This is a genomic window from Stenotrophomonas sp. NY11291 (assembly GCF_023277365.1).
Taxonomy (GTDB): domain Bacteria; phylum Pseudomonadota; class Gammaproteobacteria; order Xanthomonadales; family Xanthomonadaceae; genus Stenotrophomonas; species Stenotrophomonas geniculata.
The window spans coordinates 3,606,052-3,626,788 of the sequence record NZ_CP096975.1; the positions used below are offsets into that span (position 1 = coordinate 3,606,052).

Consider the following 20,737-nt stretch of genomic DNA (forward strand, 5'->3'; position numbering starts at 1 on the left):
GATGCACGTGTGGTGCATGGTTCGAACCATCTTTCGGTGGACGCCACGGTCCCCGCAGGATTTGGCACCTACGCGGACGCTTGCGCGCCTGCGGGCTGCCCCGGCTTCAAAGGGCCTGTCCCTCTGCCGGTCTCGATGGTGAGGCCACGATGCCAGCCCTTCCGCGCACTGTCAATCCCTTCATGCGGATAAAGCGATGAATATTTTCGTCCCGGGTATGCGAGGGGCGTCGCGGTTGTCCCGTTCAGGATCCGGTACAGTCCCGGCGGTCCCTGCCGCTGGAACCCCCGATGCCACGCCTGCCCCTGACCTGGCTGCTGCTGCCCCTGCTGGCGAGTGCGACGGCCAGCGCCGGCGACTGGCGCCAGGGCTGGGGACTGGTGCCTCCTCCCGCTTCTGCCGCCCGCGCAGGCGATGCCGAGGCTGCCGCACCGATGGCCCAGCTGCGCCTGCAACCGGTCGGCACGCAATGGCAGGCCCGTATCGACAACACCCTGGCCGGACCGCTGCAGATCGAGCTGCGCGCTGCACCCGGACACCCGGTCGAAGGGCTGCCGGTGCAATCGCTGATCCAGGGCGACAGCAGCCTGGTGGTCGGCCACCTGCCTGCCCCGCTCGACGGCCGCACGCTGGACCTGCGCCTGCAGTCGGTACCGGGCAATCCGGCCGCACATGCCGAGGATGTGGCCTATCGCCTGCCGTTCGATGCGGCCCGTCCACGCGTGGACCAGGCGCCGCAGGGCCGGTTCAGCCACGACGACGAGGAAAACCGCGATGCGGTCGACTTCGCGCTGCCTGAAGGCACGTTGGTGCTGGCCGCACGCGAGGGCACGGTGATGCAGATCCAGGATGGCTTCCGTGGCAACGGCCAGGACCGCGAACGCGATGGTGGCCGCGCCAACTTCATCCGCGTGCTGCACAGCGACGGCAGCATGGCCCTGTACGGCCACCTGCAGGCCGGCGGCATGCGCGTGCGTCGCGGCCAGGCGGTGGGGGCCGGGCAGCCGATCGGCCTGTCCGGCAACAGTGGCTACAGCAGCGCCCCACACCTGCACTTCGTGGTACAGGTCAACCGCGGCATGGGCCTGCGCTCGGTGCCGGCACGCATCTTCGCCGAGCAGGGCCAGCTGCAGTTCGCCCGCCACGGCGAGGCCGACGGCGGTACCGGGCGCTGACCGGCCCCGGCCGGTATAATCGGGCGCTTATCTCTTTGAAAAGCGCCCCGGGCGGGCGCCACTGCCATGTCCGAAGTCGCCAACGAAGCGTCGCGTCGCCGCACCTTCGCCATCATTTCCCACCCTGACGCCGGCAAGACCACGCTGACCGAAAAGCTGCTGCTGTTCGGAGGCGCGATCCAGATGGCCGGTTCGGTGAAGGGCCGCAAGGCTGCCCGCCACGCCACCTCCGACTGGATGGCGCTGGAAAAGGAGCGCGGCATCTCCGTCACCTCCTCGGTGATGCAGTTCCCGTATGAAGGCAAGATCGTCAACCTGCTCGACACCCCCGGCCACGCCGACTTCGGCGAGGACACCTACCGCGTGCTGACCGCGGTGGACTCGGCGCTGATGGTGATCGACGTGGCCAAGGGCGTGGAAGAACGCACCATCAAGCTGATGGAAGTGTGCCGCCTGCGCGATACGCCGATCATGACCTTCATCAACAAGCTCGACCGCGAGGGCAAGGACCCGATCGAGCTGCTGGATGAAGTGGAAACCGTGCTGGGCATCCAGTGCGCCCCGGTCACCTGGCCGATCGGCATGGGCCAGCGCCTGAAGGGCGTGGTGCATCTGCTCACCGGCGAAGTGCACCTGTACGAACCGGGCCGCAACTTCACCCGCCAGGACTCGACCATCTTCCCGTCCATCGATGCCCCCGGCCTGGCCGAGAAGATCGGTGCACAGATGCTGGCCGACCTGCGCGACGAACTGGAACTGGTGCAGGGCGCCAGCCACCCGTTCGACCTGGACGCTTATCGCGCCGGCAAGCAGACCCCGGTGTTCTTCGGCTCGGGCGTGAACAACTTCGGCGTGCAGCCGCTGCTGGACTTCTTCGTCGAGCATGCGCCGTCGCCGCAGGCACGCTCCACCACCGGCCGCGAGATTGCCCCGGAAGAGAACAAGCTGACCGGCTTCGTGTTCAAGATCCAGGCCAACATGGATCCTCAGCACCGTGACCGCGTGGCGTTCATGCGCGTCTGCTCGGGCCGTTTCAGCGCCGGCATGAAGACCTTCCACGTGCGCACCGGCAAGGAAATGAAGCTGGCCAACGCCCTGACCTTCATGGCCAGCGATCGTGAAATCGCCGCCGAAGCGTGGCCGGGCGATGTGATCGGCATCCACAACCACGGCACCATTTCCATCGGCGATACCTTCACCGAAGGCGAAGCGGTCACCTTCACCGGTATTCCGAACTTCGCCCCGGAGCTGTTCCGTCGCGCACGCCTGCGTGATCCGCTCAAGCTCAAGCAGCTGCAGAAGGGCCTGGCCCAGCTGTCCGAGGAAGGTGCGACCCAGTTCTTCCGCCCGCTGACCAGCAACGACCTGATCCTGGGTGCGGTCGGTGTGCTGCAGTTCGACGTGGCCGCGTACCGCCTGAAGGACGAGTACGGCGTGGAAGCCACATTCGAGCCGGTCAGCGTGACCACTGCGCGTTGGGTCCACTGCAGCAACGAAAAGAAGCTGGAAGAGTTCCGCGAGAAGAACGCACTGAACCTGGCACTGGATGCGGCCGGCCACCTGGTCTACCTGGCACCGACCCGGGTCAACCTTCAGCTGGCGCAGGAACGCTCGCCGGACGTGCGCTTCTCGGCCACCCGCGAAGCGGCGCATACGGTTTCGGTGGGCTGATGCCACGCGGTCGGATCCCTTTCCGCAGGAAAGGGCTCTGACTCCTGCAGTGCCGGGCGTTCATCCACGCATGGCGTGGATCTACCATGGACCCGGCGCAGGCCGGCAATTCATCGACCATACGGTGACGGGCGTGCAGACGCCGCCCATCGCGGCGATGATAGGGGGGTGCGGGTCCCCCTCCCCGCGAACGATGCCTACGCCATGTCCACGACTTCCGTTGCTTCGATCCGCGAAGAAATCGCCAGCGCCCTGACCCACGGCCTCGGTGCCGTGCTCGCTCTGGGCGCCGGTGCGGTACTGATCACCCTGGCCGCCATCTACAGCGATGGCTGGCAGCTGGCCGGCGCGATCGTATTCGGCATTGCGCTTCTGCTGCTGTACACCGCCTCCACGCTGTACCACGCCATCCAGCACCCGGTCGCCAAGGGCCGCCTGAAGGTGTTCGACCACTGCGCAATCTACGTATTGATCGCCGGCACCTATACCCCGTTCACCCTGATCGGCCTGCGTGGCCCGTGGGGCTGGGGCCTGTTCGCCGCGATCTGGACCCTGGCCCTGGCCGGGGTGGTGTTCAAGCTGTTCTACACCGGCCGCTTCAAGGCGCTTTCCACCGGCATCTACATCGCCATGGGCTGGCTGGTGATCGTGGCGATCAAGCCGATGCTGGCCTCGATCGACGGCTGGACGCTGGGCTGGCTGCTGGCCGGCGGCCTGTCGTACACGCTGGGCACCTATTTCTATCACCGCGAATCGATCCCCTATTCGCACGCGATCTGGCACCTGTTCGTGATCGGCGGCAGCGTCTGCCACTTCGTCGCGGTAACCATGCAGGTGCTGTAACGGCGCGGGTTGTGCACACCACGCACATGGACGCTTCGCGCCCCGTCCACGATGAAGGGGCAACCATGGCAGCGTGAATGCTGCCGCCTCCCCTGCCGCAACGCGCGCTTCCCGCTGGTGCCTCCGCAGACCTGGCCCGCGCGGCCGGCGCTGGCTCACGGTCCTGGTCTTCCTGCTGGCAGTGATCCTGGTGGTGATCGCGCTGTGGGACTGGAACTGGTTCAAGGGTCCGGTCGAGCGCGCGGTGCAGGCACGCACCGGTCGTGCACTGCACATCGGCCACCTGGATGTCGACCTCGGCCGCACCAGCACCATCCGTGCCGATGCGATCACCTTCGCCAATGCCGCCTGGGCGAAGCAGCCGAACATGGCCACGGCCGACCGCGTCGAGATCGACGTGCGGGTATGGCCCCTGCTGCGCGGCAGCGTACAGCTGCCGGAAGTGCGCCTGACCCGACCGGACGTGCTGCTGGAAACCGCCCCGCGCAAGGGCGAGCCGGGCAACTGGGATTTCCTGGGTGACAGCAGAGGCGGGACAAGCCCGCAACTCAAGCGCCTGCGCATCGACGACGGCCGGCTGCAGTTCCTCGACGCACTGGGCCGCACCGACATCCGCGTGGGCGTGCACAGCGGCCAACCGAAACAGGCCGATGCCTCGCCGCCGCTGCTGGTGCAGGGCAAGGGCCACTGGCAGGGCAATCCGTTCACCCTGCAGGGCGGTACCGAATCACCGCTGGAACTGACCGACAGCGACCACCCGTTCCGCATCCACCTCGACGGCCGCGCCGGTGCCACCCACGCAGTGGCCCGCGGCACGCTCACCAACCCCTTCCAGCTGCGCGTGTTCGACCTGCAGTTCGCGCTCAGTGGCCAGGATCTGGCCGATCTCTACCCGCTGCTCGGCATCGCCATCCCGCCCTCACCGCCCTATGCGCTGGACGGCCGCCTGAAGCGCGACCACAACGTCTGGCGTTACGACGGCTTCACCGGTAAGGTCGGCGACAGCGACCTGGGTGGCAACCTGCAGTTCGAGGTGGGACGCGACCGTCCACGACTGACCGCGACGCTGGAATCCAGGCGCCTGGACTTCGATGACCTGGCCGGCTTCGTCGGCGCGCCACCGAAGACCGGCGGCGGCGAAACCGCCAACGCAGAACAGAAGGCCGAGGCTGCACGCGTTGCTGCCCGTGCACGCGTGCTGCCCGACACGCCCTACAACCTCGGCAAGCTGCGCGCGATGGATGCCGACGTGCGCTGGAAGGCCCACCGCATCAACGCCCCTTCGTTGCCGCTGGACGACATGGATGCGCACCTGCTGCTGGATGACGGCGTGCTACGGCTGGACCCGCTGAACTTCGGCGTGGCCGGCGGCGATATCCGCAGCACGATCCGCATGGATGCACGTCAGCCGCAGATCCGCACCGCGCTGAAGGCCAGCGTGCGCGGCGTGCAGCTGGGCCAGCTGCTCCCGGACGCGAAGCTGGCCGAGCAGGCCAAGGGCGGCATCGGCGGCGAAGTGGACCTGAGCGGCCGTGGCAACTCGATCGCCGCGATGCTGGGCAGCAGCGATGGCAAGGTCGGCCTGGCGATGGGCCGCGGCCATGTCGGTAACCTGGTAATGGAACTGGCGGGGCTGGACATTACCGAATCGCTGAAATTCCTGGTGACCGGCGACAAGCAGATCCCCCTGCGCTGCGCCTTCGCCGACTTCGGCGTGCGCGACGGCCTGATGACCAGCCAGGCACTGGCGGTGGATACCACCGACACGATCCTCATCGGCGAAGGCACGGTCAGCCTGCGCGACGAGACCTTGGACCTGCTGCTGAAGCCTCGCCCGAAGGACAAGAGCATCCTGGTTCTGCGCTCTCCGCTGCATATCAGCGGCACGTTCAAGGATCCGTCGTTCCGCCCGGACTTCAAGGCATTGGGTATTCGTGGCGCCGTGGCCCTGGCGCTGGGCAGCATCGCGCCGCCGGCGGCGTTGCTGGCGACGATCGAACTGGGGCCGGGCAAGGATGCCGACTGCGGGGGGCAGTATGCGAAGTAGGTTTACAGCGTTGTTCGCGGCGCCTCTTTTCCCGCGCGTAGAGCCGGAGCAAGGCGACAGGCAGGACACGCCGTAAATACGTCCCTGTAGGCTCGGTCGGCGCATCCATGCGCCTCACGGTCCTGCCTGCCGCCTTGCTCCGGCTCCGGACAGTTTCCTGCGCGCGCGGAACGAGAGCGGAAATTCAAAGTCAAAAGAAAAAAGCAGAGTCAAAAGCCGTTGCCAACCAAGGCTGGCAGCTACCCAAGGCGAGGCACCGCGCATGTAAACACCGCGCTCGCAGAAATGTGTCCAGAGGCGGAGGGTGCGGCTGGGCAGGACCGTTGGCGCCATGGATGGCGCCATCGAGCCTACAGGGACGTACTTGCGGCGTGTCCTGCCCAGCCGCACCCTCCGCCTCCCAACGTATCAGGAAGGCGCTGCTGTGGCTTTGGCTGTGGCTCTGGCTTCGAAAAGCGGGCCGGCGGGCCGCAGGCCCGCCAGCGACACCCTCACCCGGCAACGATATACTGCTGCAGCTGATCCAGCTCGCGCCGCTGCGCATCAATCACCGATTTCACCAGGTCACCGATGGAGATCACCCCCAGCACCTGCGCCCCCTCCACCACCGGCAGGTGGCGGATGCGGTAATCGGTCACCAGTTGCAGGCAGTGCTCTACCTGTTCGCCCGGCGAGACCGTCACCACCTTCGCCGTCATGATCTCGGCCACCGCCGTATCCCGCGACGAACGATCACGCAGCACGATCTTGCGCGCGTAATCGCGCTCCGACAGGATCCCGACCAGCCGCGGCCCGTCCATCACCAGCACCGCGCCAATGCCCTTTTCCGCCATCAACCGGATCGCATCGATCACCGCCGCATCCGGCGCGACCGCATGTACTTCAGGAGACTTGCCGTCCAACAGTTGCCGTACCGTGGTCATCTGCCTGCCCTCCGAGGGTGGGTTGCAGGGCCGAGTCTGCCACGGTGGATGCTAGCCACGCGTCAACCAGGTACAACGGGCGCTGCTTGGATTCCTCGTACAGCCGTCCCAGGTACTCACCGATCAGGCCCAGGGCGATCAACTGCACCCCGCCCAGGAACAGGATCACCGCCATCATTGTCGGCCAACCCGCCACCCGGTCACCGTACAGGGCCGCCTTAGCGATCACCCATACACCGAATACGAAAGCAACCGCCGCCGTGGCCAGGCCCATGTAGGTCGCCGCCCGCAGGGGAACGGTCGAGAACCCGGTGATACCTTCCAGCGCGAAGTTCCACAGCCGCCAAAGGCTGAACTTGCTGGAGCCGGCCACGCGCGCGTGGCGGTGGTAGGGCACGGCAATCCGCTTGAATCCGACCCAGCTGAAAAGACCCTTCATGAAGCGATGGCGTTCACGCATCTCGCGCAGCGCGCTCAGCGCGCGCGGCGACAGCAGGCGGAAGTCACCGGTATCGGCAGGGATCGGCGTGCGTGAGAGGCGACCGATCACCCGGTAGAACGCCGCCGCCGTGGCGCGCTTGATCCAGGCCTCGCCATCGCGGGCCATGCGCGTGCCATAGATGTTGTCATGCCCTTCGCGCCAGCGCGCAACGAACTGCGGCACCAGTTCCGGCGGGTCCTGGCCATCGGCGTCCAGGATCATCGCTGCGCCTTCGCGCACCAGATCCAGGCCGGCAGTCAGCGCGGCCTCCTTGCCGAAATTGCGCGACAGCTTCAACGCCGATACGCGCGCGTCGCCCTGCGCCAATCCTGCGATCACCTGCCAAGTCCCGTCGTGGCTGCCGTCGTCCACATACAGGATGTGACCATCGATGTCGGGCATACCATCGAGCACCGCGCACAGCCGTGGATGCAGCAGCGGCAGTGCCAGGGCCTCGTTGTAGGCGGCGATGACAAAAGTGAGCCGTTCGCGGTTCATGCCCGGATTGTACGTTGCCGGCGCGCACACGACCCGCCGCCTGCCGATCGCAGCGCGCCCGCCTCAGTCCTCCGACAGATAGGACGCGCCGCCCAGCTGCCGTGCCTGGCGCTGGATCCATGCCGCGCGCCGCTGCACGTACGGCCCTGGCTTGGCCGCGTTGTAGCGTCGCGGTGCCGGCAACACCGCCGCCAGCCGCGCACTCTCGGCCGGACTCAACCGGGCCGCGTCCTTGCCCCAGAACGTCTGTGCCGCTGCCTGCGCGCCATATACGCCATCGCCGAACTCAGCGATGTTGGCGTACATCTCCAGGATGCGTTCCTTCGGCCACAGTGCTTCGATCAGCACCGTGTACCAGACTTCCAGGCCCTTGCGCACCCAGCTGCGGCCCTGCCAGAGGAACAGGTTCTTGGCGACCTGCTGGCTGATCGTGCTGGCCCCCCGCAGGCGCCCGCCCTTGGCGTTGTGGTCGCGGGCCTTCTCGATGGCCTGCAGGTCGAAGCCGTTGTGGTCGGGAAAGCGCTGGTCCTCTGCGGCCACCAACGAGATCGGCAGGCTCGCTGCCATCTGGTCCAGGTCGCGCCACTGGTAGTGCAGGCGATAGGACCAGTCGGCCTCGCCCAAGGCCTCGCCATAGCGCCACAGCATGACCGTGGATACCGGCGGGTCGATGAACCGCAGCACCAGTACCTGCAGGCAGCTGAAAGCGGCCAGCAGCAGCGGCAGCCAGAGCAGCCGTTTCCAGCGCCAGCGCCTGCGGCGCGGGACTTCCGCGATGGCCTCCACCTTGTGCTGCTCTCCCCCTGCCCCCATTACTGGTGCATCCTTCTTCTATCTGGTTGTCGGCGCATTATCCGGCAACCGCCCTCGTTTACGCGCGATGTGAGCCGATGACCGCCAACCCCGATTCCCTGATCCGCTTCCTGCTTCCCGACGCTGGCGTCCGTGGCGTCCACGTGCGCCTGCAGGCCACCTGGCAGGAGATCCTGTCCCACGCCGAGTACCCGGATACCGCCGCCGAACTGCTCGGCGAGGCCTGCGTGGCCTCGGCGCTGTTCACCGGCCACACCAAGATCGATGGCCGCCTCTCGATCCAGCTGCGCAGCAGCACCGCCCTGCGCACCCTGTTCGCCGAGTGCACCGCCGCCGGTACCCTGCGCGGCATCGCCCAGCTCAGCGAGGGCGCCGATGCGCCGCGCGACCTGTCCCGCCTGGGTGATGACGCCCTCCTCGCGATCACCATCGAGAACCCGGGCCTGGACCCGCGCGAGCCGCAGCGCTACCAAAGCCTGGTCGCGCTGACCGCACCGGAGCTGGACGAGGCCTTCGAGGATTACTTCCGCCAGTCCGAGCAGCTGCCGACCCGCCTGCTGCTGGCCGCCGACCGCAATGGCGCCGCCGGCCTGCTGCTGCAGAAGCTGCCGGGCGACGAGGGTGACGAGGACGGCTGGGCGCGTGCCAGCGCCCTGTTCGAGACTCTGGGCAAGGCCGAGCTGCTGGCGACCCCGGCCGAGCAGCTGCTGCACCGCCTGTTCCACGAAGAGAAGCCGGAACTGATGGGCGACAAGCCGTTGTCCTTCGCCTGCTCCTGTTCCCGCGAGCGGGTCGCATCGATGCTGCAGTCGCTGGGCGAGGACGAGGCCCGTGCCGCGGCCGTGGACACCGGCGCCGTCGAGGTCCGTTGCGAATTCTGCGGGCGGGAGTATCACTTTCCTTTGACGGAGTTCGGCATACTGTTCCACGGCGCCGAGGGGACTGTACCGGCGCCCGAACGGCTTCAGTAAACGGCTTGTCTTGCATCTGGGGGGATCAAGGCTTGTTAAGAATTCATAAACACCCTAGGATCAAGTTCCCGTCTCTGCGGGAACTTCCGTTGTCCGTCCCTGTCTGAACTGGTCCGATGCGTACCTTCCTGCGTCTACCGCTGGCCCTGCTGATCGCCCTTGGCGCGATCACGGGCGTGCACGCGCAGAGCAAGGACACCCGGACCGTGCTGCCGGTGTGGAACAAGGGCAGCGGCAAGGTCGAGGCCCTGCTGTACCTGGAGCCCACGGGTGAACAGGCCGCCGGCGCCCGCTGGCACTTCGGCCGCAACTCGCTGGATGCGGCCTTCGGCCTGTCCTCCGGCGATTCACTGGGCCTGCTCTGCAACAGCAGCAGCGGGACCAGCATGAGCGGCCTGGCCAGTCATTGCATGCTGGCCAGCCTGGGTGACGACGACGACCTCAACAGCCGCCGCTTCACCGGCACCGCCGCGCTGAACCGCGGCAACAGCCGCCTCGGCATCACCGCGGGCACCGGCCGTGAAACGCTGCCGGCGTGGCTGTCAGGCCCGAACAAGACACCCTCGCTGCGCGCCGAGCAGAACGACCTGACCGTATTCGCGCAGAAGAACATCGGCCGCGAGGGTTTTGTCTCGATTGCCGGTACCTACGCCAAGGCCCGCCTGGTACCGCTGGCCGACGCCGCGCCGTCCATCGTCGACCGCTGGGACAGCAAGAGCCTGAGCATCGGCGCCGGCTACGGCAACTTCACCGGCAGCATCATCGGCCGCGTGATCGACGTACCGGGCAAGCCCGGCAAGTGGGAAGGCCTGGGCATCGGCCTGACCTGGCGTACCCCGTGGTCCGGCCAGCTTACCGTTGGCGCCGAGAACGTGATCAGCCGCGGCAAGAATCCGTTCTCCCCACGCAATGAAAGCAACGACGACGGCACCGTGCCGTACGTGCGTTACGAACAGGATCTCTGACCCCACCACGCGGGTCTTCCTGCAGTGACTCCTCCCGGGCGCCGAAAGGCGCCCGTTGCATATGCGCGATCGTGATACACGTCAAGCGCTTTTCGACGAATTGGATACCGCGCAATTCATGTCGACATACTGCGATACACATCAATGGAAACTTTTTTCATCACTTTGCGCTAACAAACGAGACATTGTGATCGCAGATTCAATTCAACTCGTTGATTTTAATCATTAATTTTCATCTTTACCAAAAACACAGACTTGATTAACGCAGCTTTAATTCTTGGCGAACGCCCGCTACTATCGGCTCAGCCCTCGCGATTTGGGAGCGCTTTTCGCTCCCCCGCCGGGCATTAACCCAGCCAAGATTTCTTGGAGAGAGAGAGCCAATGAATTTCCAGTCCAACAAGCTGCGCGATGCCGTTCTGGTCGCGCTCGTTGCCGGTGTGGCGTCCACTGCCACCGCCCAGGCTCAGGAAGCGACCAACCTTGACCGCATCTCGGTCACCGGTTCGCGCATCAAGAGCACCGACATCGAAACCTCGCAGCCGGTCCTGAGCCTGACCCGCGCCGATATCGAAAAGCAGGGCGTGACCTCGGTCGCCGACATCCTGCAGCGCGTTGCCGCCAACGGTGCCGCCCTGAACCGTACGTTCAACAACGGTGGTGATGGTTCGGCCGGCATCAGCCTGCGCAACCTCGGTTCTGCGCGCACCCTGGTGCTGGTCAACGGCCGCCGCTGGACCACCGGCCTGGATGGCAGCGTCGATCTGAACACCATCCCGACCGCGATGATCGAGCGCATCGACATCCTGAAGGACGGTGCATCGACCATCTACGGTTCGGACGCGATCGCCGGCGTGGTGAACATCATCACCAAGCAGAACTTCGATGGCGCGGAAGCCAACTTCTACAAGGGCCAGTACAGCGCTGGTGACGGCGAACGCGAAGCGGCCGACTTCACCATCGGCACCACCACCGACCGTGCGTCGGTGATGCTGGGTGTCTCCTACGTGAAGGAAGACAAGGTCATGGCTGGCGATCGCAAGATCTCCGCCGGTGGCCCGCCGTTCTTCGACGGCCAGAGCAGCACCGGCATGCCGGGCTCCTACCTGCGCAATGACGAGCGCTATGTCCAGATCAACGGCGTGGAAACGCCGTTCAACGCCAACGTCCACGGCTACAACACTGCACCGGACAACTACCTGCTGACCCCGCAGGAGCGCACCTCGCTGTTCGCATCGGGCTCGTACAACATCACCGACAACGTCACCTTCCGCACCGAGGCGATGTACAACGAGCGCAAGTCCGAGCAGCTGCTGGCCGCCATGCCCGTCACTGGCATGCGCCTGAGCAAGGACAGCATGTACAACCCGACCGGTGAAGACCTGACCGGCGTCAACCGTCGCTTCAACGAGAGCGGCGGCCGTTCGTTCAACCAGAACGTCAAGAACTGGCACTTCTACGGTGGTTTCGAAGGCTTCTTCGAATTCGCCGATCGCAACTTCGACTGGGACGTCGGCTACCGCTACGACAAGACTGACCAGAACGACCTGACCTATGGCCTGTTCAACCTGGCCAACCTGCGCAACGCCTATGGTCCGTCCGAGCTTCGTGGTGGCGTGCCGGTGTGCGTTACCGCTCCGGGTGGCGACATCATCCAGGGTTGCGTGCCGGTCAATGCGCTGGGTCCGGAAGGCTCGATCAGCCAGGGTGCCATCGACTACACCTCGTTCACCGCCCACGACTCCTCCAACCTGGTGTCCAAGGGCTACTACGCCAACATCTCCGGTGAAATCGCCCAGCTGCCAGCAGGTGCCCTGGCGTTCGCCGCGGGCTACGAGTACCGCAAGGAATCCGGCCAGTTCGATCCGGACGCCTTCATTGCTGCGGGCCTGAGCACCGGCAACGGCGCCAAGCCGACCAAGGGCAGCTATGACCTGGACGAGTTCTTCCTGGAACTGTCGATCCCGGTGCTGGCTGACCTGCCGGGCGCCAAGCTGCTCGACTTCAGCGCGGCAACCCGCTACTCGAAGTACAGCAACTTCGGCAACACCACCAACAACAAGTTTGGCTTCCGCTGGAAGCCGATCGACGACCTGATGATCCGCGGTAACTACTCGGAAGGCTTCCGCGCGCCGAGCATCAGCAACCTGTTCGCAGGTGACGGCGACTCGTTCGAAACCTACGCTGACCCGTGCGCGGCCGCCAATGGCCCGACCGGTGCAGTGCTGGCGCAGTGTATTGCCCAGGGTGTTCCGGCTGGCTTCGTGCAGCCCAATACCCGCGACGATGACGGCGTGCCGCAGTCCGGTGCCGCCCAGACCGCCGAACCGTTCACCTGGAAGTCCAACCCGAACCTGAAGCCGGAAACCTCGACCAGCAAGACGCTGGGCCTGGTGTGGAGCCCGAGCTTCGTGACCGGCCTGAACGTCACCCTGGACTGGTGGCAGATCAAGATCGAGGACGCCATCACCCGTCCGGCGATCCAGGACATCATGAACTACTGCTACGGCGGCTCGCCGGCTGAGCAGGCAGCCTACTGCGGCCTGATCACCCGTGACCCGACCTACGGCACTGCCGCCGAGCGCTACACCATCACCAACGTCAACATGCCGCTGCAGAACCTGGCATCGTACAAAGTGGAAGGCTGGGATCTGGGCATCCTGTATCGCCTGCCGGAAACCTCGATCGGCCAGTTCACCGTCACCCTCGACAGCACCTATCTGAGCAAGTGGGAAACCAAGGCCACGGAAGACTCGCAGGTCGAAGGTCGCCAGGGACGTTACCTCGACCAGGATCCGTACTGGCGCATCCGTTCCAACCTGTACGTCGACTGGTCCTATGGTGATTTCGGCGTCAACTACGGCCTGCGTTACAAGTCGGGGATGACCGAGTCGTGCCTGCTGGGTGGTTCGCTGCGCAACTACTGCTCGGATCCCGAGAACCGCGAAAACCACATGGGCGCCACCACCTACCACGACGTCCAGTTCCGCTACAACACGCCGTGGAAGGGCACCATCATGGTCGGCCTGAACAACGTGTGGGACAAGAACCCGCCGGTCTCGTACTCGACCTCGTACAACATGTTCGACCCGCAGTACGACCTGCCGGGCCGCTACATGTACATGCAGTACAAGCAGAAGTTCTGATCGATCCACTGATCAGCTGATGCAGCAACGGCCCCGCAAGGGGCCGTTGTTTTTTGTGTGTTCCAGGTTTTTGAGTGTTCCAGGTTGCGGCAGCACCAACGGAAAAGGCCGCGGCATTGCCGCGGCCTTTCTGCACTCAACGCAGCAACAACGCTCAACCGTTCGGAATCAGCGTCTCGATGAGATGCTCGACATAGGCTTCGAAATCCTCGCGCGCCTGCTTGGGCTGCTGCAGCTGCAGGGACAGCTGCAGGAAGCCGACATAGGCGGCGTAGGCCAGGCGTGCGCGATGGCGTGCATCGGTCGAGCTGAGCCCTGCCTGGCGGAACGAGGCGATCAGATAGTCGAGGCGGCGCTGCGACACGCGGTCGATCACCGGCCGCACCATCGGATGGTCCAATGCCTTCAGCAGCTCGCTGTAGATGATGTGCGGCTGCACTTCATGCGCCACCATCTGGAACAGCTGGCGCAGGCGCACGCGCGGGTCCGGTACGTCTTCCAGGCTGCCGAACACCTGTTCCTGTTCGAACAGTTCCCAGCGTTCCAGCGCGGCCTGCAACAAGGCGTCACGCGAGGGGAAATGCCAATAGAAACTGCCCTTGGTCACGCCGAGTCGCCGCGCCAGCGGTTCCACCGCAACGGCGCCTACGCCTTGTTCAGCAATCAGGTCGAGGGCCGCCTGGGCCCAGTCTTCGGCACTCAGGCGGCTGTTGCGGCCGGCGCGCGGTTCGCCGGCGGAAGCGTCAGGTTGATTCATGGGCTGATTTAACCATACGCCGGGGTTCGTTGCAGTACGCCGTTGCGGTCGAAACCGTCAAAGGCCTCTCCTGCAGGCCTGTCGCACTGCACCATACGATGCAGTATTGACTTCCCTCGCAGGCGATCCATACTAGCAAGTATGGTTACGTCCCCTACTCCCGCTGCGTTCCATGACCTGCGCCTGGAGGCGGCCCATGGCGCCCGCCTCGCCGCCACTGCCAGCGACCACGGTCGCCGTGGCCGGGTGCTGTTCGCGCACGGCTTCGGCCAGACCCGTCATGCCTGGAATGCCACCGCGCGTGCCCTGTCTGCAGCCGGCCTGCAGACCCTGGCTTATGACGCACGCGGCCACGGCGATTCGGACTGGAATGCCGCCGACCTGCCCTACCACGGCGAACAGTTCGCCGATGACCTGATCGTGCTGGCCGGCGAGCAGCCGCGCCCGCCGGTGCTGGTCGCAGCCTCGATGGGCGGCCTGTTCGGCCTGCTGGCCGAATCGCGCTGGCCGGGCCTGTTCTCGGCGATGGTGCTGGTCGACATCACCCCGCGTTGGGATACCGCCGGTGTTGAACGCATCCTGGCCTTCATGACCGCCCATCCCGACGGCTTCGCCTCGCTCACCCAGGCCGCCGACGTGATCTCGGCCTACATGCCGCACCGCCCGCGCAAATCCGAGCAGTCGCTGCGCGCCCTGCTGCGCGAGGACGGCCCCGGCCGCTGGCGCTGGCACTGGGATCCGCGACTGGTGGCCGAACTGGCCCGCGACAGCGAGCAGCACCAGGATGCACTGGCCGAGGCCGCGCGGCAGGTGAAGTGCCCGCTGCTGCTGGTCAGCGGCGGCCGCAGCGACCTGGTCACGCCGCAGACCGTGGCCGAATTCCTGGCGTTGGCGCCGCACGCGCGCCATGTACAGCTGCCGCAGGCCACGCACATGGTCGCCGGCGATGACAACGACGCCTTTACCGCTACTGTGTTGGACTATCTGGACGTGTTGCCCGCAGCAGACGCTGCGGCTTCGTCCGCCACAAACGAGCACGTCACCGGAGCACGCTCATGAGCATCGTTCTTCCCTTCCTCGCCCTGCTGCTGGCAGGCGCGTTCGTCGCCTACCACCGCATGCGGCTGGTTACCTGGACGCTGATCAGCGTGGCCCTGCTGGCCGCCTGCTGGTTCATTCCCTACGTCAACCAGACCGCCACGATCGTCGCAGCCGCCGTGCTTGCCGTCATCGCCGTGCCGCTGCTGCTGCCGTTCATCCGCAAGCCGCTGCTGACCGGCCCGATGATGAAGGTGTTCCGCAAGGTGCTGCCGCCGCTGTCGCAGACCGAGCGCATCGCGCTGGAAACCGGCTCGGTCGGCTTCGAGGGCGAACTGTTCACCGGTGATCCGGACTGGAACATCCTGCTCAACTATCCCAAGCCGCAGCTGACCGCCGAAGAACAGGCCTTCCTCGATGGCCCGGTGGAAGAGCTGTGCACCATGGTCAACGACTGGGAAATCACCCACGTCCATGCCGATCTGCCGCCGGAGCTGTGGGCCTTCATCAAGAAGAACAAGTTCTTCGGCATGATCATCCCGAAGGAATACGGCGGCCTGGGCTTCTCCGCACTGGCCCACCACAAGGTGATCCAGAAGCTGGCCTCGGTGTCTTCGGTGGTCAGCTCCACCGTCGGCGTGCCGAACTCGCTGGGCCCGGGTGAACTGCTGGTGCATTACGGCACCCAGGAACAGAAGGACCAGTACCTGCCGCGCCTGGCCGATGGTCGCGAGGTGCCCTGCTTCGGCCTGACCGGTCCGTTCGCCGGTTCCGACGCCACCTCCATTCCGGACTACGGCATCGTCTGCAAGGGCGAGTGGAACGGCGAGCAGGTGCTCGGCGTCAAGCTGACCTTCGACAAGCGCTACATCACCCTGGCGCCGGTCGCATCGCTGATCGGCCTGGCCTTCCGCATGTACGACCCGGATGGCCTGATCGGCGATACCCGCGACATCGGCATCACCCTGGGCCTGCTGCCGCGCGACACCGCCGGTGTTGAAATCGGCCGTCGCCACTTCCCGCTGAACTCGACCTTCCAGAACGGTCCGATCCGCGGCAAGGACGTGTTCATTCCGCTGACCCAGCTGATCGGTGGCGCAGCCATGGCCGGCAAGGGCTGGAACATGCTCAACGAGTGCCTGGCCGTGGGCCGCTCGATCACGCTGCCGTCCACCGCCAGTGGCGGTGCCAAGGCCGGTGCCGCCGTCACCGGCGCCTACGCACGCATCCGCAAGCAGTTCGGCCTGTCGGTCGGCCGCTTCGAGGGCGTGGAAGAAGCGCTGGCCCGCATCGGCGGCAAGGCCTACAAGATCAGCGCGCTGTCGCAGGCCACCGCCGCGGCGGTCGACCGTGGTGACGTGCCGTCGGTGCCGTCGGCGATCGCCAAGTACCACTGCACCAACATGAGCCGCGAGGTGATCTCGGACATGATGGACGTGATCGGCGGCAAGGGCATCATCCTGGGGCCGCGCAACTTCGCCGGCCGCAGCTGGCAGGCCGCGCCGATCGCGATCACCGTGGAAGGCGCCAACATCATGACCCGCAGCCTGCTGATCTTCGGCCAGGGTGCGATCCTCTGCCACCCGTGGGTGCTGAAGGAAATGAAGGCCGCGCAGGATCCGGACACCCGTGCCGGCCTGCAGGAGTTCGACCGCAGCCTGTTCGGCCACATCCGCTTCGGTATCTCCAATGCCGTGCGTTCGTTCTGGTTCGGCCTGACCGGCGCGCGCTTCGGCGCCGCCCCGGGCGACGCCTATACCCGCCGCTACTTCCGCAAGCTGGACCGTTACTCGGCCAACCTGGCGCTGATGGCCGACATCTCGATGATGACCCTCGGCGGCAAGCTGAAGTTCAAGGAATCGCTGTCAGGCCGCCTGGGCGATGTGCTGAGCCACGTCTACATGACCAGCGCCATGCTCAAGCGCTACCACGACGAAGGCGCACCGCAGGCCGACCAGCCGCTGCTGGCCTGGGCCTTCCATGACAGCGTGCACAAGATCGAGGAATCGCTGTCGGCGGCCCTGCGCAACTTCCCGATCCGTCCGATCGGCTGGCTGATGTGGGCGCTGATCTTCCCGCTGGGCCGTCGTGCCGAGGCTCCGGGCGACCGTCTGAGCCGCCGCGTCGCCGCGCTGCTGATGGCGCCGAACGAAGCGCGTGATCGTCTGGCCAGCGGCGTGTTCCTGACCCCGTGCGAGAACAACCCGGGTGGCCGCATCAACAGCTACCTGAGCAAGGCGATCATGGCCGAGCCGGTGGAGCGCAAGTTCCTCAAGGCGCTGAAGAGCAAGGGCATCGAAGCGCTGGACTTCAAGGCCCAGCTGGACGAAGCCGTGGCCGAGGGCGTGATCACCCAGGACGAGCGCAGCCTGCTGGAAGAGCTGCGCACGCTGACCCTGGACACCATCACCGTGGACGATTTCGACACCCACGAGCTGCGCGCGGCCAGCTACTACGACCGCCAGCACAAGGATCCGCATTCGCAGGCGGCCTGATTGCCCGCGACACGCGTTGCCTTCGACGGCGGGCCTCGGCCCGCCGTCGTTCTATCCGCCGACCGGAAACCGCTCATGTCCACGCCCCTGCTTTCGCTCTACCACCGCCTGCAGCGCTGGCCCGCCGGCAACTGGCTGTTCTCGCGCGCGGTCTGCTTCAAGGCGCCCTACTTCGCCAGCATCGCACCGCGCATCACCCGCCTGGAACACGGCCGCTGCGAAGGCACGCTGGCCGATCGCCGCAAGGTGCGCAACCACATCGGCACGGTGCATGCGATCGCGATGTGCAACCTGGCCGAGCTGACCGCCGGGCTGATGGTGGACGCGTCGCTGCCGAAGGGCATGCGCTGGATCCCGAAGGGGATGCAGGTGCAGTACCTGGCCAAGGCGCGTGGCACGCTGCAGGCGGTGGCGCTGCCGGCACAGCCGATTGTGGTCGCGGCCGAGGGCTATGCGCTGCCGGTGACGGTCAGCGTGCGCGACCGCGCGGGCACCGAGGTGTTCAGCGCGATCATCGACATGTGGATGTCGCCGGAAAAGTAGTGTCCCGGCGAACGGCGCAGCCCCTCGTGGGTGGGCGGCGAAAGCGGTTTATCGGTTGGGCCGGAGGGATGGGGCCGGGCGGGGACGCCGCAAGTACGTCCCTGTAGGCTTAGCCGCGCCATCCATGGCGCGGATACCCCGCCCGGCCCCACCCCTCCGGCCTCTGACAGATCTCTGCGGCGTCCACCACGCAAGAGAAAGAAGAAGAGCAGAAGCAAAAGCGGCCCAATGGCCGCTTTTTTCATGCGCGCAGAGCCCACGAGCGCAGCGACCCGCTGTTGCTCTTGATCTTCTTTTTTCTTCTCCGTGGGCTGGCCGCGCACGGAACCTGTCTGAGGCCGGGCGGGTTGGGTTCGCGGGGGTGTCCGCGGCATGGATGCCGCGGCCAAGCCTACAGGGACGTACTTGCGGCGTCCCCCGCGAACCCAACCCGCCCGGCCAACCCCATGACAAGCTCTACGCGAGCAACCCACGAGGGGCTGCGCCGTTGGCTGGAAACTACGCTACCGCGCGAAACACCAACGCCAGGATCGCAGGCACCGCCTGGATCATGAAAATGCGGCGGCTCACGCTGTAGGCGCCATAGCACCCGGCCACCACCACGCAGGCCAGCGAGAACGTCACCAGCACCGGCTGATTGATCACCAGCCCCACCACGATGCCCGCCGCCAGGAAGCCGTTGTACAGGCCCTGGTTGGCCGCCAGCACGCGCGTGGTCTCCGCCTTCTCCGGCGTGTTGCGGAACGTCTTCAAGCCCAGCGGACGGGTCCACAGGAACATCTCCAGCACCAGGAAGTACAGGTGCAGCACCGCGACCAGCACGGTCAGCAGCAGCGCGATCAGCGACATGGTTTCTCTCCTCGAAATGACTGGACGGGATCAGCGGTCGCGCGGCAGCTTTTTTTCTTCGCGCAGTACACCAAACGCGGCGGCGGTCATGCACGCGGCAACCACCACGCCACCGATGAACACCACATGTGAACCAAACAGCGACAAGCCCTTGTGCACCCACGCAAAGCTCAGGTCCGCGCCGCGGTACACCACCGTATCGATGGCCGCGCCGGCTTTGTAACGCCACTGCCGGTCCACGCGGGTATAGATGGTTTCACGTGCCGGCTTGGCCAATGCGAACTCGCTGGCGCGGGTCATCACCTGCACCACGGCCACCATCAACGGCATGGGTGAAGCGGCAAGCACCGAGAAGCCGATCAGGATCGCAAAGCCAGGGATCAACAGGGCCGGCGCGATGCCGTGGCGCGACAGCAGCCAGCGGGACAGGCCCAGCTGCATCAGCAGCGCCAGTGCGTTCACCGCCAGATCGATACGCGAGAAGAAGGCCGTGGCAGCGCCTGCATCGTTGAACGCTGCACGCACGATACTGGCCTGCTGGTTGTACAGCAGGGTGCCCACGCCCACACCGAAAACCACCATGATCGCCAGCCAGCGCAGCAACGGCTCACGCACGATCAGTTTCAGGCCGTCCAGCACGCTGCCGCCCATCGGCTGCTCGCCGGATACCAGCTGCTGCTCCTGCTCACGCAGCACCGCCCAGTGCCGCAGCCGCCAGATGCTCAACAGGCAGATGGCGAGAAAGCCTGCCGAGACCAGCATCAGATTGGCAATGCCCACGCGCTGCACCAGCGCACTGGTGATGACCGGACCAAGGAAGGCACCGATGGTGCCGGCCGCGCCGATGTAACCGTAGAAGGCACGTGCCTGCGCGTTGGAAAACACATCGGCCATGAAGCTCCAGAACACTGCCACCGCGAACAGGTTGAAAACGGTGATCCAGAAAAAGAACGCCATCCCGCGGCCTGGCACACCGCTATCGAACAGTACGTAGAAGCCCAGCAGAGTGACGATGAAGAACCCATACACCGCCGGCAGGAACACCCGCCGCGGGAAGCGGCTGACCAGCCAGCCGTACACCGGCTGCAGTACCAGCATGATCACGAACACGCAGGAGAACAGGAACTGCAGGACGAAGTCCTTCAGCGCGATGCCATGGCTGGCAAACCAGGCGATCAGCATCGGCGGGAACACGGTCTCCAGGTCAGCCGAGGCAGCCATCGCCTCACGCACCGGGCGCAGCACGTAGTAGCCACTGAGCAGGCAGAAGAAGTACAGGAACGACCACCACAGCGCCGGCGACTCACGCAGTGCCACCGTCAGCCCACGCAGCGGCCCCTTGCCCTTCACCGCGCTCACGCGGCGTCCCTCGCCAGAAGACGGCGGTTGGACAGCGGCATGGCAGGCTCCGGGGGCGGTGAAGCGCGTACGTTAGCCAATGCACTGCAACATCGCCAGCAGCAGCCACGCAGAAGGCTGCAACGCAGTGTCACGGCCCCACCCATACGACACGTTCCGATAC

General features: G+C 65.8%; 16 protein-coding genes and 1 riboswitch. Of the genes, 10 read left to right on the plus strand and 6 right to left on the minus strand.

From position 1 onward, the window contains the following. Positions 1-23 precede the first annotated feature (23 nt). A riboswitch (SAM riboswitch) is annotated at positions 24-142 on the minus strand. A 148-nt stretch (positions 143-290) separates the two neighbouring features. The 4 genes from M1L61_RS16835 (at position 291) to M1L61_RS16850 (ending at position 5,736) form a co-directional block, all read left to right on the plus strand. Continuing rightward, a complete protein-coding gene (locus tag M1L61_RS16835) occupies positions 291-1,175 on the plus strand; it encodes a M23 family metallopeptidase (protein ID WP_248853804.1) in 885 nt (294 codons plus the stop codon). Positions 1,176-1,241: 66 nt separating this feature from the next. Continuing rightward, complete coding sequence (locus tag M1L61_RS16840) at positions 1,242-2,846, plus strand: peptide chain release factor 3 (protein ID WP_014038155.1); 1,605 nt, start codon at positions 1,242-1,244, stop codon at positions 2,844-2,846. A 204-nt stretch (positions 2,847-3,050) separates the two neighbouring features. Then, positions 3,051-3,689 carry a hemolysin III family protein gene (locus M1L61_RS16845; protein WP_010482744.1) on the plus strand — a complete coding sequence of 213 codons (639 nt, stop codon included), beginning with the start codon at positions 3,051-3,053 and terminating at the stop codon, positions 3,687-3,689. Between the two features lie 73 nt (positions 3,690-3,762). Then, positions 3,763-5,736 carry an AsmA family protein gene (locus tag M1L61_RS16850; RefSeq protein WP_248853805.1) on the plus strand — a complete coding sequence of 658 codons (1,974 nt, stop codon included), beginning with the start codon at positions 3,763-3,765 and terminating at the stop codon, positions 5,734-5,736. A 491-nt stretch (positions 5,737-6,227) separates the two neighbouring features. Here the strand turns inward: M1L61_RS16850 and M1L61_RS16855 are convergent, their stop codons facing one another. From M1L61_RS16855 to mtgA, 3 genes are all read right to left on the minus strand, one after another. Continuing rightward, positions 6,228-6,659, minus strand: a complete 432-nt coding sequence (locus M1L61_RS16855) for a CBS domain-containing protein (protein ID WP_019336409.1) — start codon at positions 6,657-6,659, stop codon at positions 6,228-6,230. Then, positions 6,619-7,638 (minus strand): glycosyltransferase family 2 protein, encoded by a 1,020-nt coding sequence (locus tag M1L61_RS16860; RefSeq protein ID WP_053443387.1) that lies wholly within the window; start codon positions 7,636-7,638, stop codon positions 6,619-6,621. The genes M1L61_RS16855 and M1L61_RS16860 overlap by 41 nt, the downstream gene beginning before the upstream one ends. Positions 7,639-7,701: 63 nt before the next feature. Continuing rightward, the gene (gene mtgA / locus M1L61_RS16865; RefSeq protein WP_043399149.1) at positions 7,702-8,451 is read right to left on the minus strand and encodes a monofunctional biosynthetic peptidoglycan transglycosylase; all 750 of its coding nucleotides are present in this window, start codon (positions 8,449-8,451) and stop codon (positions 7,702-7,704) included. Between the two features lie 77 nt (positions 8,452-8,528). On the opposite strand from mtgA, the gene M1L61_RS16870 reads away from it, so the two are divergent. The 3 genes from M1L61_RS16870 (at position 8,529) to M1L61_RS16880 (ending at position 13,533) form a co-directional block, all read left to right on the plus strand. Beyond that, on the plus strand, positions 8,529-9,422 hold the full coding sequence (locus M1L61_RS16870; RefSeq protein ID WP_010482737.1) for an Hsp33 family molecular chaperone HslO: 894 nt from the start codon (positions 8,529-8,531) through the stop codon (positions 9,420-9,422). A gap of 116 nt (positions 9,423-9,538) precedes the next feature. Further along, positions 9,539-10,387 carry a hypothetical protein gene (locus M1L61_RS16875; RefSeq protein WP_010482736.1) on the plus strand — a complete coding sequence of 283 codons (849 nt, stop codon included), beginning with the start codon at positions 9,539-9,541 and terminating at the stop codon, positions 10,385-10,387. 383 nt (positions 10,388-10,770) lie between these two features. Then, positions 10,771-13,533 carry a TonB-dependent receptor gene (locus M1L61_RS16880; RefSeq protein ID WP_010482735.1) on the plus strand — a complete coding sequence of 921 codons (2,763 nt, stop codon included), beginning with the start codon at positions 10,771-10,773 and terminating at the stop codon, positions 13,531-13,533. A 154-nt stretch (positions 13,534-13,687) separates the two neighbouring features. On the opposite strand, the gene M1L61_RS16885 is transcribed toward M1L61_RS16880, so the two are convergent. Then, positions 13,688-14,290 (minus strand): TetR/AcrR family transcriptional regulator, encoded by a 603-nt coding sequence (locus M1L61_RS16885; protein ID WP_006464233.1) that lies wholly within the window; start codon positions 14,288-14,290, stop codon positions 13,688-13,690. A 141-nt stretch (positions 14,291-14,431) separates the two neighbouring features. Here M1L61_RS16885 and M1L61_RS16890 point away from each other — a divergent pair, with 141 nt between their 5' ends. The 3 genes from M1L61_RS16890 (at position 14,432) to M1L61_RS16900 (ending at position 18,366) form a co-directional block, all read left to right on the plus strand. Then, positions 14,432-15,349: an alpha/beta hydrolase gene (locus M1L61_RS16890; protein ID WP_010482732.1), complete on the plus strand. Its 918-nt coding sequence runs from the start codon at positions 14,432-14,434 to the stop codon at positions 15,347-15,349. Continuing rightward, the gene (locus M1L61_RS16895) at positions 15,346-17,823 is read left to right on the plus strand and encodes an acyl-CoA dehydrogenase (protein WP_043399155.1); all 2,478 of its coding nucleotides are present in this window, start codon (positions 15,346-15,348) and stop codon (positions 17,821-17,823) included. The genes M1L61_RS16890 and M1L61_RS16895 overlap by 4 nt, the downstream gene beginning before the upstream one ends. Positions 17,824-17,898: 75 nt before the next feature. Beyond that, positions 17,899-18,366 (plus strand): hotdog fold domain-containing protein, encoded by a 468-nt coding sequence (locus tag M1L61_RS16900; protein ID WP_109814566.1) that lies wholly within the window; start codon positions 17,899-17,901, stop codon positions 18,364-18,366. Between the two features lie 498 nt (positions 18,367-18,864). On the opposite strand, the gene M1L61_RS16905 is transcribed toward M1L61_RS16900, so the two are convergent. After that, positions 18,865-19,215, minus strand: a complete 351-nt coding sequence (locus M1L61_RS16905) for a DUF1304 domain-containing protein (RefSeq protein ID WP_019338688.1) — start codon at positions 19,213-19,215, stop codon at positions 18,865-18,867. Positions 19,216-19,245: 30 nt separating this feature from the next. Continuing rightward, a complete protein-coding gene (locus M1L61_RS16910; RefSeq protein WP_248853806.1) occupies positions 19,246-20,574 on the minus strand; it encodes an MFS transporter in 1,329 nt (442 codons plus the stop codon). Between the last annotated feature and the right edge of the window lie 163 nt (positions 20,575-20,737).